This is a genomic window from Dorea sp. AGR2135 (assembly GCF_000420885.1).
In the GTDB taxonomy this organism is placed as follows: Bacteria; Bacillota; Clostridia; order Lachnospirales; family Lachnospiraceae; genus Dorea; species Dorea formicigenerans.
Map to the genome: position 1 here is coordinate 39,995 of NZ_ATVU01000011.1, position 17,775 is coordinate 57,769.

19 protein-coding genes are annotated in these 17,775 nt (G+C 40.9%); 1 reads left to right on the forward strand and 18 read right to left on the reverse strand.

Annotation, left to right across the window (positions count from 1 at the left end; translation table 11 throughout):
• Positions 1–3: 3 nt before the first annotated feature.
• From G593_RS0108615 to G593_RS0108650, 8 genes are all read right to left on the reverse strand, one after another.
• Positions 4–1,335: a peptidoglycan D,D-transpeptidase FtsI family protein gene (locus G593_RS0108615; RefSeq protein WP_242827070.1), complete on the reverse strand. Its 1,332-nt coding sequence runs from the start codon at positions 1,333–1,335 to the stop codon at positions 4–6.
• Positions 1,336–1,372: 37 nt separating this feature from the next.
• On the reverse strand, positions 1,373–2,845 hold the full coding sequence (locus tag G593_RS0108620) for an FtsW/RodA/SpoVE family cell cycle protein (RefSeq protein WP_029731425.1): 1,473 nt from the start codon (positions 2,843–2,845) through the stop codon (positions 1,373–1,375).
• An 8-nt stretch (positions 2,846–2,853) separates the two neighbouring features.
• On the reverse strand, positions 2,854–5,016 hold the full coding sequence (locus G593_RS0108625; RefSeq protein WP_029731426.1) for a peptidase U32 family protein: 2,163 nt from the start codon (positions 5,014–5,016) through the stop codon (positions 2,854–2,856).
• A 145-nt stretch (positions 5,017–5,161) separates the two neighbouring features.
• Positions 5,162–5,575 carry a cell division protein ZapA gene (zapA, locus tag G593_RS0108630; RefSeq protein ID WP_005332876.1) on the reverse strand — a complete coding sequence of 138 codons (414 nt, stop codon included), beginning with the start codon at positions 5,573–5,575 and terminating at the stop codon, positions 5,162–5,164.
• A 72-nt stretch (positions 5,576–5,647) separates the two neighbouring features.
• A complete protein-coding gene (ruvB, locus tag G593_RS0108635) occupies positions 5,648–6,655 on the reverse strand; it encodes a Holliday junction branch migration DNA helicase RuvB (RefSeq protein WP_005336258.1) in 1,008 nt (335 codons plus the stop codon).
• Positions 6,656–6,674: 19 nt separating this feature from the next.
• Positions 6,675–7,286 (reverse strand): Holliday junction branch migration protein RuvA, encoded by a 612-nt coding sequence (gene ruvA / locus G593_RS0108640; protein ID WP_005336257.1) that lies wholly within the window; start codon positions 7,284–7,286, stop codon positions 6,675–6,677.
• Positions 7,287–7,305: 19 nt separating this feature from the next.
• Complete coding sequence (locus tag G593_RS0108645; RefSeq protein WP_005336255.1) at positions 7,306–7,803, reverse strand: Gx transporter family protein; 498 nt, start codon at positions 7,801–7,803, stop codon at positions 7,306–7,308.
• A 96-nt stretch (positions 7,804–7,899) separates the two neighbouring features.
• Positions 7,900–8,271, reverse strand: coding sequence for a NusG domain II-containing protein (locus tag G593_RS0108650; protein WP_022278407.1), 372 nt, complete (start codon positions 8,269–8,271; stop codon positions 7,900–7,902).
• A gap of 198 nt (positions 8,272–8,469) precedes the next feature.
• Between G593_RS0108650 and G593_RS0108655 the strand changes: the two genes are divergently transcribed.
• The gene (locus G593_RS0108655; protein ID WP_029731427.1) at positions 8,470–9,447 is read left to right on the forward strand and encodes an FAD:protein FMN transferase; all 978 of its coding nucleotides are present in this window, start codon (positions 8,470–8,472) and stop codon (positions 9,445–9,447) included.
• Between the two features lie 25 nt (positions 9,448–9,472).
• Here the strand turns inward: G593_RS0108655 and G593_RS0108660 are convergent, their stop codons facing one another.
• The 10 genes from G593_RS0108660 to cmk form a co-directional block, all read right to left on the reverse strand.
• Positions 9,473–9,952, reverse strand: a complete 480-nt coding sequence (locus G593_RS0108660) for a DUF2752 domain-containing protein (RefSeq protein WP_005336249.1) — start codon at positions 9,950–9,952, stop codon at positions 9,473–9,475.
• Positions 9,953–9,970: 18 nt separating this feature from the next.
• Positions 9,971–10,762, reverse strand: coding sequence for an RnfABCDGE type electron transport complex subunit B (locus G593_RS0108665; RefSeq protein WP_005336247.1), 792 nt, complete (start codon positions 10,760–10,762; stop codon positions 9,971–9,973).
• Between the two features lie 12 nt (positions 10,763–10,774).
• Positions 10,775–11,359 carry an electron transport complex protein RnfA gene (locus G593_RS0108670; protein WP_029731428.1) on the reverse strand — a complete coding sequence of 195 codons (585 nt, stop codon included), beginning with the start codon at positions 11,357–11,359 and terminating at the stop codon, positions 10,775–10,777.
• Positions 11,360–11,373: 14 nt separating this feature from the next.
• Positions 11,374–12,093, reverse strand: a complete 720-nt coding sequence (gene rsxE, locus G593_RS0108675) for an electron transport complex subunit RsxE (RefSeq protein ID WP_005336239.1) — start codon at positions 12,091–12,093, stop codon at positions 11,374–11,376.
• Positions 12,094–12,095: 2 nt separating this feature from the next.
• Positions 12,096–12,689: an RnfABCDGE type electron transport complex subunit G gene (locus G593_RS0108680; protein WP_029731429.1), complete on the reverse strand. Its 594-nt coding sequence runs from the start codon at positions 12,687–12,689 to the stop codon at positions 12,096–12,098.
• The gene (locus G593_RS0108685) at positions 12,689–13,618 is read right to left on the reverse strand and encodes an RnfABCDGE type electron transport complex subunit D (protein WP_040015481.1); all 930 of its coding nucleotides are present in this window, start codon (positions 13,616–13,618) and stop codon (positions 12,689–12,691) included. The genes G593_RS0108680 and G593_RS0108685 overlap by 1 nt, the downstream gene beginning before the upstream one ends.
• A 44-nt stretch (positions 13,619–13,662) precedes the next feature.
• Positions 13,663–14,982 (reverse strand): electron transport complex subunit RsxC, encoded by a 1,320-nt coding sequence (rsxC, locus tag G593_RS0108690; RefSeq protein ID WP_005332896.1) that lies wholly within the window; start codon positions 14,980–14,982, stop codon positions 13,663–13,665.
• Positions 14,983–15,161: 179 nt separating this feature from the next.
• A complete protein-coding gene (gene rpsA, locus G593_RS0108695) occupies positions 15,162–16,241 on the reverse strand; it encodes a 30S ribosomal protein S1 (RefSeq protein WP_005332898.1) in 1,080 nt (359 codons plus the stop codon).
• The gene (gene ispH / locus G593_RS0108700; protein WP_005336235.1) at positions 16,222–17,079 is read right to left on the reverse strand and encodes a 4-hydroxy-3-methylbut-2-enyl diphosphate reductase; all 858 of its coding nucleotides are present in this window, start codon (positions 17,077–17,079) and stop codon (positions 16,222–16,224) included. The genes rpsA and ispH overlap by 20 nt, the downstream gene beginning before the upstream one ends.
• A 23-nt stretch (positions 17,080–17,102) precedes the next feature.
• Positions 17,103–17,759: a (d)CMP kinase gene (gene cmk, locus G593_RS0108705; RefSeq protein WP_005336234.1), complete on the reverse strand. Its 657-nt coding sequence runs from the start codon at positions 17,757–17,759 to the stop codon at positions 17,103–17,105.
• Positions 17,760–17,775: the final 16 nt, after the last annotated feature.

The following is a 17,775-nucleotide window of genomic DNA, read 5'->3' on the forward strand; positions in this document are numbered from 1 at the left end:
TCTTTATTGATAATATGCATCAAACACTTTTTTTGCAATATTAACTGCTTTTGCAGAACCGTCAGCCTGCTCAATAATCACACTGATCACAAGTTCCGGGTTGTCAACATTAGCAATTCCAACGAACCAGGAATGATCTTTTTCCTTATCTGAGCTATATTCTGCCGTTCCGGTCTTTCCTGCAGCCGTGTAGTTTTGTCCACCAAGTACAGATGCTGTTCCATAATCGGTAACAGCCGTCATATAATCTTTGAGCTGCGCCGCCTCTTTGGAAGTCATCAGATCTTTATATTTCTCCGGTTTTGTCTTCTCGATCACATTTCCTGCATTGTTGGTAACAGAATCTACCAGATATGGTTTCATCAATGTTCCGCCATTGGCAATTGCTGACGTGATCAAAGCCATATGATATGGGCTTACCTGTGTTTTTCCCTGTCCCATGGCAGTCATCATCCGCTCTGCCTCCGTGTCCGATGAAGTCAACGTAAACTGACTCTTGCTGTACGGCAGGACAGACGGAAGTTTCTTATTAAACAGAAGCTCTTGCGCAGTATCCTTGTAAGTGTCTGCATTCAATGATCTTCCGATATTGGAAAATGAAGTATTACATGAATACGCAAGACTATCCCTCAAAGTCACCTGTCCGTGTACGTGTCCACCATAGCAATGAATTGTAACATCACCACTTTCAATAGAACCTGTACAGTTATAGGAATAGGAATCAAAATCTGCATTTTCACGTATGAACTCCAGTGTTGTTACAAGTTTAAACGTAGAACCAGGTGCGTACTGCCCCTGCGTTGCACGATTCAGAAGCACACTATCCTCACTTGTGCTGAGTTCATTCCAGTTTTGTCCAACTGTATTCGGATCAAAATCAGGTTTTGAAACCATAGCTAAAATCTTTCCTGTACTTGGATCCATAACAACTACTGCACCTTTATTAGAACCAAGTGCATCATAAGCTGCTTCCTGGAGATTTGTATCCAGTGTCGTTACTACATTATCTCCCTGGTTTTTCTTATCCTGGAATTCATTTTTTAATTTGTCTGCAAAAAATGCATTGGAAGTCAGAAGTTCAAAGTTAGAAACAGACTCCAGACCAGATTTTCCCTGAGCAGTATAACCGACCACATGAGCAAATATATTATTGTACGGATATTCTCTTGTCTCTGTCCCATCTTCTGCCACATTTGTCTGAGCCAGCACATTTCCATTTCTGTCCAGAATCTTTCCGCGGATCACACGGTCCGCATAAGAATCCTGCCTCTTATTATAAGGGCTGCTGATGATATCTCTGCTTTTCACAACATTAAAATAAGAGATATAACCCATCATAGCAATAAACAGTGCTACAAAAATATATGTGACTCTAGCGAACTCTTTGTTGCGGGCGCGCTTTTTCTTTTCTCGGCGCTTGTCCTGCCGGTCTGCTTCTTTTCGCTCTCTGCGGGACATCTGCCGTTTTTCGCGCTCTCTTTTTAACCTCTCCTCTGCCTCTCTCTGCTCGTAACCTTTCCTTCTTTTTTCTTTCAAGATTCTCTTCCTCGTCTTCTCTTAAAATATAAAGTCCCTGAATAATTGCAAACATGATCAATGTACTGAGTATAGAACTTCCTCCGTAGCTGACAAGCGGAAGTGTCACTCCAGTAGATGGAATAAATTTTGTTACTCCTCCAATATTCAAGAATACCTGAAAAATGTAACAAGTTCCAAGACCCAGTGCTACCAGTTTATAAAACATATTGCGAAGCTGCATCGCAATGTTTAAAAACATTACATAACAACTAACACATACCAACGTCATGCATAATCCGAAAATCAGCCCCATCTCCTCGCAGATTGCAGAAAAGATAAAATCTGACGATGCAACAGGAATCGTATCTGGCTGTCCCTGAAACAGTCCCATACCGAACCAGCTTCCTGTTCCAATTGCAAATAAAGACTGTGCTACCTGATATCCGCTTCCGCTATATGAAGCAATCGGATCTTTCCAGGCGATCACACGGTTCCTAACGTGATTAAACAAGTAATAAGCCCCCACTGAAGCTACACTTCCGGCTCCTAGTCCTGCCAATACATATAAGGGCTGTCTGGTTGCCACATACAGCATAACCAAGTACACTACAAATATAATCAGTGCAGCTCCAAGATCCTTTGACGCAACCAAAATCAATACATGAAACGCTGCTAGTGCTGTCGTCACAACGATATCTTTAAATGCCATGGACTGTTTAAAACTGGAAGCCACAAAAAATACAAATACAATTTTCACAAGCTCAGACGGCTGAACGTTAATTCCTGCCACCTGAAAACCAAGCTTTGCTCCATAAGACACAGAACCAATTACAATGACAAGAGCCAGAGATACAATACCAATAATTGCATAAACCTTTCTCCATTCCGAAAGCTTTTTCACCTTTCGGATCACGACTGGTACTACCAGACTGATTGCCACACCGCCTGCTGCAATAACGAACTGTTTTACTGCATTGGAATAACTTAGTCTCGTCAACATGATCATACCGATACACAACAACATACACATATTATTTACGACCAGCCTGGATACTCTCGGATAAATATTCGTATATAGTAATATAGTAGCTCCAAACAGCACTACCTGCATCAGATAAAATGCAAGAAGCTTGATATCCTCCTTTTCCAAATACATGACCAGATATGCAATAATATGTATCATGAACATCAACACATTCTGCTGCCTTAAAAGACTCTTCTTTTTATCCGGATCTTGATATCCAAAAATACTAAAACACAAGAATGTGTACGAGGTCATCAATATGATCATCAGATATTTTGACAATTCAACAATAATGTTTACCAATTTTTCACCTACTTTACTCCCCGCTTAAAATGTCCTCTGGTAAAACTGATATCTGGCATCGGTATCTCTTTATCCTCCAGAAAAACATTTTTATAACTTTCTAAGATTTGTTCCATCTCCCGTTCTTTTTCTAATGTAAAATTCAGACGGATTCCAGATGGTTCCAGGCTCCTGATTTCATTTTTCTGATCCAAAAGAACAATCGGAGCTGAATTATATATTATATTATAACAGTATTTACAGTAATTTTTAACAGGAAATTTATTTCCAAGGCGATCTGTAATATATAACATACTATCTTTTCCAAGACAGCCCTCCGTCGTCCTTCTGATACAGTTTGCTGTAATCATTACAGGCTGATACCCGTAGACAATCAGATTACCTCCCGTAGACAGTTCACTAAGCTCCCGGAAATTCAATTCAACGGAAGACGTATACTGATCAATTCCAAGTTCTGACAATTCTTTTATTGCCCTGTTATTCCATCCGTACAAATTATAATCTGACAGAATCTCCCCTTTATATCCTTTTGATTTCATCCATTCTAAAGCTTCCCAGTTCCGAACAAGAACGCCTTCATAATACTGGCTGATCTTCTCAAAATATACCTTGTAGAGATCCATTGCTCTTTCCCTGAAAATGTATGGCATCGCCAGACAGATCTTTGATTCATGTTTTTTATCTCTCATGTTTAAGCGGTATTCTTCTAACATGTCGATAACTGTTTCATCAAATGCAATTGCATCAGATATAAAGATGCGATCAACATATTCCCTGGCTAAAGCCAGCTTTAACTGTTCCACTGTCTCTACTGAAATCTGAATCTCATAATTTCTTCTGCTATTTTCAAACTTATTATCAGACATGTCTTCTGCCTGAATCTCCGACCAGATCATATGCCGGCGATATTCTCCTGTAATCTGCACTTCCAGATCCGAGAGCGCTGCTCTACGTAGTTCATTCAGACTCTGCATCGGCAGAAACAGATTTCCAGACACATCGATATACACCTCTTCAAATGCAAACGGAGTATTTCCGGTCTTCCGTATCTGCTTTTCGATCCGTTCTGCCGCAAGGGGTTGATTTTTTGCAGTCTGGACCATATCTCCTGTCACAGTTACCGTCATTTCCGGTCTGTCATGCAGCCATACAGTCAGTTCTGAGACAGTGCCTTCTGCAAGATTTAGGCTTCCGTCAATTCTTTCCTGTAATATGTAATCCATTTTTTCTTTCTTCGGTTCCGTCTCTTTTCCGGGACGCTTCAAAGAAAGCATCTCCTTTCCGTTCTGCTTTCTGTAATACCCATCACAGTACCCTCTTCGGCGGTAACAATTTTCCAGCTTTTCTTTGTCCTCCTTTGTGACATGAAACTCTTTTTTCCCTTTTTGCAGATAAATATCTGTATATTTCCGATACATCTGCGCCACCGTATATACATAATCCGGCTGTTTCATGCGCCCTTCAATCTTAAAAGAATCAATTCCGGCCTCAACAAGTTCGGGTATCATATCGATCGTACAAAGATCTTTCATGCTCATTAGATCTGCAGATTTTTGATTTTCAACTCGATATGGAAGTCTGCATGGCTGCGCACATTCCCCGCGGTTTCCACTCCGTCCGCCAATCATACTGCTCATTAAGCACTGTCCGGAATAACAGTAACACAAAGCACCATGCACAAAACATTCTATCTCCAGACCAGTTGCATTTTTCATATTCTTAATTTCTTCCAGAGACAACTCTCTTGCCGGCACAATTCTCTCTGCTCCCATTCTCTGAAAAAGTTGTGCGCTCAGTGTTTGTGTCACAGTTGCCTGAGTACTTACATGAAGCGGAAGATCCGGAAATGCTTCCCGAATCAGGCGCATAGCCCCGATATCCTGCACAATCACTGCATCCAGCCCTTGTTCGTAATATGGGCGGAGATAATCTACAAGTTCTCCCAGTTCCTGCTCTTTCAATAACGTATTGACTGTCATATATAATTTACGTCCGTGCAGATGCACATAGTCAATTGCTTCCAACATGCGTTCCTCATTCAGATTATCTGCATGCGCCCTTGCCCCGAAACGGCTCCCCCCTATGTATATCGCATCTGCTCCGGCACAGACCGCTGCTTCCAGGCATTCCCATGAACCCGCCGGCGCAAGTATCTCAACTTCTCTTTTCATTCTGATTTCGTCCTTAAATTAATTATTATTCAAGAATACCAGGATTCAGGAGTTTTTAATTCTCTGTCATTTTCTATGATTTTTCCGTCATTCCGGTATCTTTATCTTTAAAAAGGGCCGTCAATCCGACAGCCCCTCTCATATTCTAATTCTCTTTATTATTCTTAATCTCTGTCTCCAGTTGAACAATCTTCATCTGAAGTTCCTTGTTCTCTTCCTTTAACTTGTCCAATGCTTTATCCGCATTCTCTAATTTGATCTGTACAGATATCAGTTCATGCTTCAGATCATACATCTCTTTATCTTTCGCTTCAATATCACTTTCCAATGTACCGCCCTGTTTTCGTGCTTTAAAATAATCATCCGCAATATTAAGTGCCAGCAGAACACTTCTTGTCTCTGCACTCTGCTTACGATATCCCTCACTACTGCTGCATTCGTCAATCTTATGATTCAAATATGTAGATACCTTTTGTAGATATTCTTCACTTTCAAATCCACTTAAAGTGAATACTTTTCCTCCAATTAAAACTTCTGTAAAATTCTTTGATGATGCCATAAAAGCCTCCCACAAACTCTGCTATTTCTTATGAATATAATTTATTATAAACTAAACTGTCATAAAAACCAACTATTTTTCATGATTTTGCTTCAAAATCCCTAAATGTGCATACGCAAGATCTGTCACGATCCGCCCTCTCGGTGTTCTCTGAATAAATCCATTCTTCAATAAATATGGCTCGTACACATCCTCTATTGTTCCTGAATCCTCACTCAAAGAAGCCGCCAGAGTATCCAATCCAACAGGACCGCCATCAAATCTTTCTATAATCGTCATTAAAAGAGTCCGGTCTGTCTGATCTAGTCCACACTTATCTACGTCAAGAAGATCCAGTGCATAATTCGCCACATCTTCTGTAATATATCCATCATACTTCACCTGAGCAAAATCTCTCACACGTTTCAAAAGACGATTTGCAAGTCTCGGCGTCCCCCTGGAACGTCTCGCAAGTGCAGTAGCTCCGGCATCATCTATCCCTACATCAAGAACCTTTGCTGACCGGGCAATAATTCTCTTAAGTTCTTCAACTGTATAAAACTCCAATCGGTGAATCACACCAAATCGGTCTCTGAGCGGTGCCGTCAGCATGCCGACACGAGTTGTTGCTCCCACCAATGTAAACTTCGGAAGATCCAGTCGAATGGATCTGGCACTTGCTCCCTTTCCAATCATAATATCTATCGCATAATCTTCCATAGCCGGATAAAGGACTTCTTCCACCTGACGATTCAAACGATGAATTTCATCTACAAAAAGTACATCTCCCTCCTGCAGATTATTGAGGATTGCTGCCATCTCACCCGGCTTTTCAATTGCCGGTCCAGATGTAATCTTAATATTCACATGCATCTCATTAGCAATAATTCCGGCCAGTGTTGTTTTACCAAGGCCTGGAGGGCCATAAAAAAGTACATGATCCAGGGCTTCCCCCCTCTCTCTTGCCGCAGTAATGTATACTTTTAAAATCTCTTTTGCTTTTTCCTGTCCAATATAATCATCTAAAAGCTGGGGCCTTAGGTGACTTTCAATCTTGACATCCTCTTCCAGATTCTCTGTTGTTATAATTCTCCTGCTCATATCTCTCCCCTTGCAGTAATCAGAACATGAACTTCAATGCTCGTTTAAGCAATTCTTCCACCTGCATATCTGATGTGATTTCCACCTGTTTCACAGCTTTCAGTGCTTCTGTATTGCCATATCCCAATGCAACCAGCGCCTGAACCGCTTCGCTTTGAATCTCTCCTCCTGTTGACATCTGGGCTTTTAAAGCACCATCTTCTGTTATTGCATGTTCCAGAGCATCTTCGATACTCAACTTATCCTTAAGTTCCACAATCAACTTCTGCGCTGTTTTTTTCCCGATCCCAGGTGCGGATGAAATGGCTTTCACATCATCAGCCATAACTGCAAACCTCAGATCATCTGGTGACAATACCGACAGAATTGCCTGACCTCCTTTAGGCCCGATTCCACTGACTCCGATCAGTAACTTAAATACATTCAAATCATCTACTGTCAGAAATCCAAACAGCTGCATGGAATCTTCCTTGACATTCAAATACGTATGTATCTTCACTTCACTTCCAACCGGTGGAAGCTTACTCATAGATTGCGCTGACATATAAATTCCATATCCTACGCCTCCTACATCTACAATTACTTTATCTTCATATTGAGCAGCCAGCTCACCTCGTATATATGATATCATAGTACCTCCTCTGCTCCTTCTACTCTAAAAACATAATGTTGCTTATTCTCCTAAGCACCTGGTCTGCAACAACACCGATCAAAAATCCTGTAATCAGTCCGGCAACAAGAAGCACCGGCATATAATATGACATTGCAAATGTCTCAACCACAATCATTGCAACAACCAGTTGTCCAATATTGTGACAGACACCGCCTGCAATACTGATTCCAATAACACTGAATCCTCCTGCCTTTTTCAAAAGTGCCATCACAGTTAAACTAAGTAATCCACCTGCCAGACTATACGCAATACTAAAATAATTTCCAAACAAAACACCGCTTAAAAGGACACGTACTATAGATAATACATACACTTCCCTAAGCGGTATCTTATAAAGTGCAATCACGATAATCAGATTAGCCAGCCCAAGCTTGACTCCCGGGATTCCAAACGAAATCGGAACAAGAGTTTCAATATAGCTAAAAATCAATGCAAGCGCTGTAAATACTCCAAAATATGCTACGCGGTTTTTCACTTTTATGTCTCCTCCTACTATATCAGGCCGCTTTTTCTTATTCTTTATCCTCTGCGGCACTTAATGCTACTGCTTCACGGACACTAATTCTGAACTTTAATTACTTACCGCATCATACTGGCTGTTCTGATGGCTGTCAACTTCCACAATAATCTTATTCGGCAGGCAGATAATACTTTCTTTATTCTTAGAAACCGCCTTCTGCTTCACGCAAAGCTGATCCGGGCAATCCGCACGGATCATATCAGCTTCTCCATTCTTGATCTTCAAAACATTGCTTCCATTATTCAGCACGATCTCCTGATCATCTGCCAGACTATATACGCCTTCTATCTTTCCATTCACCTTTACAGTAATGTAATCTGCGCTTTTCTCTCCAATAATCCTATGTAACAACACACACGATCCCGCCACTACCAGAATGATGATCATTAGTACAATATCTTTTTTCTTCAATCTATTTTTCATCTCGGCTACCTCTCTACGGATATTTTAGCACAGTACTTCTATCTATGCAACCACATGTTCGATTGTTTCTTTCACCAGAATCACTTTCTTAAACTTAAGGCAGCTAGTGTCAAGCGTCTGAAAGAACAATATCATTGCATATCTCATATTTCATGTTATAATTACCATAGTTATAAATACTTGAAAATGGAGATTATTATGAAACTAAAACAAATGATTGCTGTTCTAAGTTCAGTTGCCATGCTCTTATGTGGCTGCAGTTCTGCGAATGCAAAAGACCAGACTTATTCCGACACACTTTACGATACAGTTGTAAAGGTCCAGATTCTGGATCCTGTAAACGAGAATGTCATGAACGGATTAAAAAGTCTTTGTCAAAAATACAATACCATGTTTTCTATGTATGTAGAAGGCAGTGACATTTACAATATCAATCATGCCCAAGGCATGCCGGTAGCCGTTTCCTCTGATACTGCGACACTTATCAAAAAAGGTATCTACTACGGCGATTTATCCAATGGATCTTTTGATATCACGATTGGATCTGTTTCCCAATTATGGGATTTTACTTCTGGTTCCGGAACTGTTCCAGATGCAGATGCAATTGCCTCTGCGCTCAGTCACGTAAATTACAAAAATATCAGTGTATCTGATAACACCGTCCAGCTTTTGGATCCAAACGCCTCCATTGATGTAGGTGCTATTGCCAAAGGATATATTGCGGATCGTATCAAAGATTATCTGAAAAAAAATGGTGTAAAACATGCAGTCATAGATTTGGGTGGAAATATCCTTCTGATCGGATCCAAGACCGACGGCTCCAAATATAACATCGGAATCCAGAAACCCTTTGGCGAGACCGGAGAACCGATCACTTCCATCAAAGTAGCAAATAAATCTGTTGTTACAACCGGGATTTACCAGCGTTACTTTGAGGCAGATGGGAAAATTTACCATCACATTCTTGATCCTCGCACAGGTTATCCATGTGAGAATACATTGTACAGTGATACAATCATTACTGACTCTTCCCTGACAGCTGATGCTCTGAGTACGGTATGTTATCTCATGGGATATGAAGCTGCCAGCGATCTGATCGATCAGTTAGAAAATGTAGATGCATTGTTTATTACAAATGACGACGAAATTCACTACACAAAGAATTTTCTTCGATAATTCCGGCAAATACTTATTTCATCTTTCAGATTTGTAAGAAGCTTTTAATAATATGGTGCAGATTCAATAACACATTTCCATAATAATAACTCATTGGCGGGTTTCCGGGAAAATACCTGAGCATCCGCCAGATATAAAACAAAATCATCAATATTCCAAGCATGGCAAGAATTTTCCATGCTTTTTTTGTATCAGAAATTCCCAATATATATCTTCGTATTCCGAACCACAGAATAAAAATCATAAAAAGATATACAAATGGGTGCATCTGCCAAGCTCCCGCAAAATCCAGATGCAAAAGATGTATAAACGCTCTCGTCATGCCACAACCCGGACACGGAAGTCCGGTAATCAGCACAGCCGGACAGATTGTAATAAAAAATTTCCTAAGCAACACAAAATAGGCGAATACTGAAAGTATCGCCCATTTTGCATGTTTCACATCTTTAAAAAATATCGTTTTTCCAATTTTTAATCTTTGTTTCAGATTACGTTTTTTCTCCATCTTCCACTTTAATTCTTTCTAGAGAATAACTTTCTTCGGACATTTTGCCGCACATGCACCGCATCCGGTACATTTTTCCGGATCAATATGCGCAACATTATCCAGAACCTTAACAGCATCAAACTGGCATGCTTTTTCACACATCTTGCAGCCAATGCATCCAACTTTACATGCCTTCATGACGTCTTTACCCTTGTCTTTAGAATTACATTTTACAAGATGTTTCATGTCATATGGCACAATCTCAATCAATTTACGAGGACACGCGGCAACACATTTTCCACAAGCTTTACAAGCTTCTTTATCAACCACAGCAACGCCATCAACAATGTGGATTGCATCAAACGGACAGGCTTTCACACACGTTCCTTCTCCAAGACATCCATATGTACAAGTCTTTGGCCCGCCATTCTGCATCATATTGACCATGACACAGTCACCAATTCCATAATATTCGTAATCTGTTGCTGCCTGCTCACATGTTCCACCACATTTTACAAATGCTACTTCATGGATCTGCTCGCCTGCAGACACTCCCATAATCTCACCAATCTTGGCTGCGACTGGTGCACCTCCGACCGGACAGCTTCCAACTTCCGCTTCTCCCTTTGCAATTGCTGCCGCAAGGCCGGAGCATCCGGCATATCCACAACCGCCACAGTTATTTCCCGGAAGCACTCCAAGAATTGCCTCTTCTCTCTCATCTACTTCAACCGCAAATTTCTTTCCGGCAAGTCCAAGGAATACACCAATGAACAAGCCAGTACCACCTACGATAACAGCAGCAATAATAACAGCTGTAATATTCATTGTCTATCCCTCCTATATCAGTCCTGAAAATCCACAGAACGCAATTGCCATAAGACATGCTGTAAGCAAGACAATTGGCGTCCCCTGGAAGGACTCTGAAATATCATTGTACTCAATCTTCTCACGAATACCTGCCATAATTACGATTGCAATCAAAAATCCAACAGATGTTCCAACACCATTTACAACGCCTTCTAAAATTGTATAATCTTTCTGGACATTTGTAAGTGCTACACCAAGAACCGCACAGTTTGTTGTGATCAGCGGAAGATATACTCCAAGTGCCTGATAAAGTGATGGCATCACTTTTTTCAGAAACATCTCAACAAACTGAACGAGTGCTGCAATAAATAATATAAATACAATCGTCTGCAGATATTCAAATCCTAATGGAACAAGAATAAATTTATAAATCAAACTTGTCAACAGGGAAGAAAGTGTAATAACAAACACAACCGCTCCTCCCATACCTGTAGCTGTCTCAACTTTTTTGGATACTCCAAGGAATGGACAAATTCCAAGAAACTGGCTGAGTACAACGTTATTTACAATAGCTGAACCGATTGCAATAATCAGTAATTCTGATAATGTCTTCATACTCTGCACTCCTCCTATTCTTCATCGCCTGTTGGAAATACTTTTCCGCTACATCCGGCACATCCGGCACAGTCTGAGCAGCATCCTTGAGGCTCTGCGATTTTCTTGCCTTTCTTTTCAGCATTTTTTCTGATTTTATTCATACCTGCAACCAAGAATGCAAGAACAAGGAATGCTCCTGGTGGCAGGATAAAGATTGTTGCCGGGACATAACCGCCCTGTCCGGCTGCAAGATCTGCAAGCGGCAGAATCTGTTTTCCGAAAATTGCTCCTGTTCCGATGAACTCACGAACAATACCAATGCATGCAAGTCCAAATGTAAATCCAAGTCCCATACCAATTCCATCAAAGATAGAAGGAAGAACCGGGTTCTTGGATGCATAGCTCTCAGCACGTCCAAGAATGATACAGTTTACTACAATCAGTGGAATGTAAAGTCCAAGTGCATCATAAAGACTCGGCACAAATCCTTCTAACAGGAACTGAACAATTGTTACAAATGAAGCAACAACTACAATGAACGCCGGCATTCTGACTGAATCCGGTATGATCTTACGCAGCATGGAAATCAACATATTGGAAAGGACCAGTACAACTGTTGTTGAAAGTCCCATACCAACTCCATTGATTGCAGATGTCGTAACCGCAAGTGTCGGACACATACCAAGCATCAGAACAAAAGTAGGGTTCTCTTTAATCAGTCCATTATAAACTCTTTCCGTACATTTATTCATCTTTAATTACCTCCCTGTCCAAATGCATTCTGATAATAGCCAAGGGCCGCATTGACAGCTCCGGTCACTGCTCTTGAAGTGACTGTTGCACCACTTAAAGCATCTATCTGCTCACCGTCTCCTCCATCTTTTGACACAGCAAACTTTGTCGGATTCTTTCCTACATACTGTTCATAGAAAGACGGTTCTTTTGCTTTCATACCAAGACCTGCAGTCTCACTGATAGAAAGGAAGGAAACACCTGTCACAGTACCATCAGACTGGATACCAACACTAACCTGAATATCTCCGCCATATCCGTCCTTATCGGTTGTTGTGATGACATATCCTGTATCACCAACTGTACAGACTTCATCAATAGTTGCATTAACACCAAGATCACTGATTGCCTGCTTTGCAGCCTTCTGATCTACATCTGTCTCTTTAAACTCATCAAGCTTTGCATCTGGAAATACAGCCTGCCAGGCTTCTTTTTTCGCCTTTTCCTGCGCCTGGGCGATTGGATTCAGAGTTATCTCATGAACGAGACCAAGTCCAAGTCCTGCAATCAAAGTGATAGCAGTCAGAATCAATGTGTTTTTCAAAATCTTATTCATTATTTCTCTCCTCCTTTACCAAATGGTTTTGGGAGAGTAACTCTCTCGATCAATGGTACAATTAAGTTACTGATAATGATCGCATAGGAAACTCCCTCTGCGGAACCGCCGAACAGACGGAAGAGTCCAGTCAGAATTCCAAGCAAGATTCCATATACGTATTGTCCCTTTGGCGTGATCGGACATGTTACATAATCCGTTGCCATGAACCATGCACCAAGCATCAGTCCACCGCCACACAGATGTGCTGTAATATACTGTGCATCAAAAAATCCTACAGCCGGATTCTGGAAATGTCCAAAAATACCAATAAAGATAACGAATGTCACAATATATGTACCAGGGATACGAAGATCAATAATTCCCATTAAAATTAAGAAGATTGCTCCAATGATAATTGCAATCACTGAAGTCTCACCGATTGTTCCAGGAATTGTTCCGATCAGCATGTCCATAGAATTAACAGCTTTCCCTGACTTCAGAAGCGCCAGTGGTGTTGCTCCTGTTACTCCGTCATAGACGAATGTCGTCATCTGACTTGTAAAAGAAATCAAAAGGAAACATCTTGCTCCAAGTGCCGGGTTCATAAAGTTCTGTCCCAGACCTCCAAAAAGCTGTTTTACAATCAAGATACCAAATACACTTCCAAGTGCACCCATCCACCATGGTGCTGTAGGTGGCATATTAAGCCCCAGAAGCAGTCCTGTTACAACAGCACTGTAATCCCCGATTGTAATTTTTTTGTGCATTAATTTTTCATAAATATATTCTGTCAGTACTGCAGATGCTGTCGTACTGATGAGCATAATGAGCGCCGGAACTCCAAAATTATATATACCGAACGCAGATGCAGGCAGCAGTGCAATTACTACCATGAGCATAATCTTGCTGGTTGTCATATTATCACGGATATGTGGTGATGATGACATTTTTAATGTTTGATCGCTCACGTTGATTCACCTCTTATTCTTTCTTATTTCTTCTTGCGATTTGCAAGTGCTGTTTTTCTCATAGAACCGATTGCCTGCTTTAACTGACGCTTAGCCGGGCAGACATAACTACAAGATCCACATTCCATGCATTCCAGGCCTTCGTGTTTCGTAAATGCTTCTTCATCATGGTGTTCCGCATAATCTGCAAGTCTTGATGGAATCAGACGACTTGGACAGACCTCCACACATCTTCCACAATTAATACATGCTGTCGGCTCGTACTGTGCAACTTCATCCTTTGTGAAGCAGAGAATGGATGAAGAAGTCTTTGTTACCGGAACATCCACTGTAAACATAGAAAATCCCATCATCGGACCTCCGGAAATAATCTTCTCCGGATCAACCTTATAGCCCCCAGCTGCTTCAATCAATTCTGCCTGATTCATACCAAATGGCGCTTTGAAGTTGCCAGGTTCATGAACTGCATCTCCACTGACTGTTACAATTCTATCCATAGATGGCTCACCTTTTGCAACTGCACGGTAAATTGCTGAAATCGTAGCAACATTGTCTACAACACAACCAGCATCAGCCGGAAGCATTGATGAATTAATCGCACGTCCAGTTGTTGCATAAATGAGCTGACGCTCACCCCCCTGTGGGTACTTTGTCTGGAGTTTCAGCACTTCCATACGCGGCTCATCTTTTGTCAGTTCTTTTAATTTTTCAATACAGTCCGGTTTATTATCTTCTACTCCAAAAAGACCTTTTGCATTATCAAACAGTCGAAGAATTATCTTCATACCTTCTACTAACTCCTCGCCATGCTCCAAAATCTGTCTGTAATCTGCTGTAATATAAGGCTCACACTCCGCACAATTGGCAATGATATAATCGATCTTATCCGGTTCTTTTGGAGATAATTTTACCTTTGTTGGAAATCCAGCTCCACCCATACCGACAATTCCGGCATCTCCGATTGCATTCAGGATTTCTTCTTTTGACATCTCTGACACTGCCTTTGGTGTACTGTACTCAACTTCCTCATACTCTCCGTCATTTTCAATCACAATGCTGTTGACTTTGGAGCCAGCCGGAGTGAAACGCGGTTCAATAACTTTTACGGTTCCAGAAACTGATGCGTAAATTGGCGCTGATACAAAACCACCGGCTTCCGCAATCATCTGTCCTCTAAGGACATGGTCACCTTTTGCCACAATCGGTACTGCCGGTGCACCGATATGCTGTGACATCGGATATACCAGATCACCTTTCGGCTGTACCTGGACAATTGCTTTATCTTTTGCCAGAGCTTTGCCGTCATTCGGATGAACTCCACCTTTAAATGTTAACAATGACATCCTTTTATCCTTCCTTCCTAATTTATCTTTTTATACTATACTAGAAAATATCTGATTTTTCCAGTGTTAGCTTCGATTTTCTTGTATATTATGTAATACAGCTCGTTCTTTTATTAACAAAGAAAAGGGGCGAAAGTTCTACAACTTTCCACCCCTTATTATTTGCATCTTATAATCTATTACTCAGCGTCAGCTGTCTCTTCATCAGCTGCCTCAAGAGCTTTCATGCTAAGGCTGATCTTCTTCTCTGCTTCATTCAGATCAACAATTTTAGCTGTTACTTCTTCTCCAACTTTCAGTACATCTGACGGTTTGTCAACATGTGCTTTTGAAATCTGAGATACATGAAGTAATGCATCTACTCCAGGCGCAAGTTCTACAAATGCACCAAAGTCTGTCATTCTTGCAACTTTACCTGTAATTACTGTTCCAACAGCATAATCTTCTGCAGCATTAGCCCATGGATTAGACTCTGGGAATTTCAGGCTAAGAGCAATCTTTGTATCGTGAATATCTTTTACAAGGACCTTTAACTCATCGCCAACTTTAAATACTTTCTTCGGATTCTCAACACGTCCCCAGGACATCTCTGAAATATGAAGAAGTCCGTCAACTCCACCAAGATCGATAAATGCACCAAAATCAGTAACATTCTTAACAACACCTTCTACTGTATCACCAACATGAAGCTTCTCAAACAGCTCTTTCTGTTTTTCAGCTTTCTCAGCAACAAGAAGCTGTCTTCTGTCACCGATTACACGGTTTCTTCTTGGATTGAACTCACTGATCACAAATTCAATTTCCTGATCCTGATATTTGCTCAAATCTTTCTCATAAGTATCTGACACAAGGCTTGCAGGAATAAATACTCTTGCTTCATCAACTACTACACTGAGACCTCCGCCAAGGATCTGTGTAACAGGAGCTTTCAGAACTTCATGGTTCTCGTAAGCCTCTTTTAATCTTTCATTACCTTTCTCGGCAGCTAATCTCTTATATGTCAGCAACACCTGTCCTTCTCCGTCGTTTACTTTCAGAACCTTCACTGTCATAGGGTCACCTACGGATACCATAGTAGTAAGATCTGCATTGCTGTCGTTCGTGTACTCACTTCTTGTAATGATACCATCTGCTTTGTAACCAATATTTAAAACGATCTCATCTGGTTTAACATCGATGACAGTACCGTCTACTACCTCTCCGTTTCTAATTGTTTTTAAAGACTCTTCCAACATCTGTTCAAAAGTTAATTCTGACATTATTTTGAACCTCCTCAATTATTTTATTGGGCGTGGATGCCCCTGCTGTAATACCTACTGTTTCCACGGACCTTAATTGATTCATATTCAAATCGCCAAGTGTCTGTATATAGTACGTATCCGCACATGCATTGCTGCAGATTTCAAATAACTTTTGGGTATTTGAGCTTCTCTTGTCTCCGATGACAATCATCGCATCCACCCGCTTTGCAATGTCATAAGCCTCTTCCTGACGCTCTTTCGTTGCATTACAAATCGTATTTAAAACAATAATATCATAACGCTTTTCAGAAATAATTTCAACTAAATCTTTAAATTTATTGTAATTAAATGTCGTCTGTGCTACTACACAAACTTTTTCACTCTCCGGGACCAGTTCAAATGCCCTTGCTTCCTCTTCTGTCTGAATGATCGTAGCCGGGCCTTGCGCCCATCCTTCAATTCCCATAACTTCTGGATGTTCACGGTTTCCTATAATTACAATATGATATCCGTCCCGGCTTTTTTCTTCCACGATCCTATGTATTTTCTTCACAAATGGACAAGTTGCATCTACATAACGTACTCCGTTTTCATCCAGAAGATCACAGATTCTCTTTGGAACGCCGTGGGAACGGATGATCACGATTCCTGATTTTATCTGCTTGAGTTCTTCTTCTGACAGGATTACTTCAACTCCCTTTTTCTCCATGTCTTTGATGACTTCTTCATTGTGAATGATCGGACCATAAGTGTAGATCTTCTCTGCCGAATTTTCTTCAATTTGCTTATATACCGTATCCACAGCTCTCTGTACACCAAAGCAGAAGCCTGCCGATTTTGCCAGTTCTACCTGCATGTTCATCCCACCTTTTCTTTTTCTCACACGATATTATCTGTGATTGCTTTTACAACCTCTTCGATTGTCATATCTGAGCTATCGATCAACACTGCATCTTCCGCCTGTCTGAGAGGTGCAATTTTTCTTGTACAATCGCGTTCATCGCGTTCTTTGATATCTTTCTTAATTTCTTCCAAATCACATGAAACACCTTTTTCTTCCAGTTCTTTGTATCTACGGAGCGCTCTCGTCTCCACACTTGCTGTCAGGAAAATCTTCACATCCGCTTCAGGCAACACACAGGTTCCAATATCCCTTCCATCCATCACAACGTCCTGAGTTCTTGCAAGTTCTTTTTGAAGATTCAGCAAATGTTCCCTCACCTCCGGAACCGCGGATACTTTAGAAGCCATATTTCCAACCTCTTCATTTCGAAGCCTGGAAGTAATATTTACGCCATTCAGATACACTTGCTGTTCACCTTGTTCATACTGTATTTTCACTTCTGCACCTTCACATGCCGCGGCAATAGCATCCAGATTCTCCGGATTCATTTTTTTGTCCAAAAAATAGACAGCAAGCGCGCGATACATTGCTCCCGTATCTACATATATATATCCTTTTTCTTTCGCAACCCGTTTGGCAATCGTACTTTTTCCTGCACCAGCCGGGCCATCAATCGCAACATTATAACCCATATTTTCTCCTTCTCAA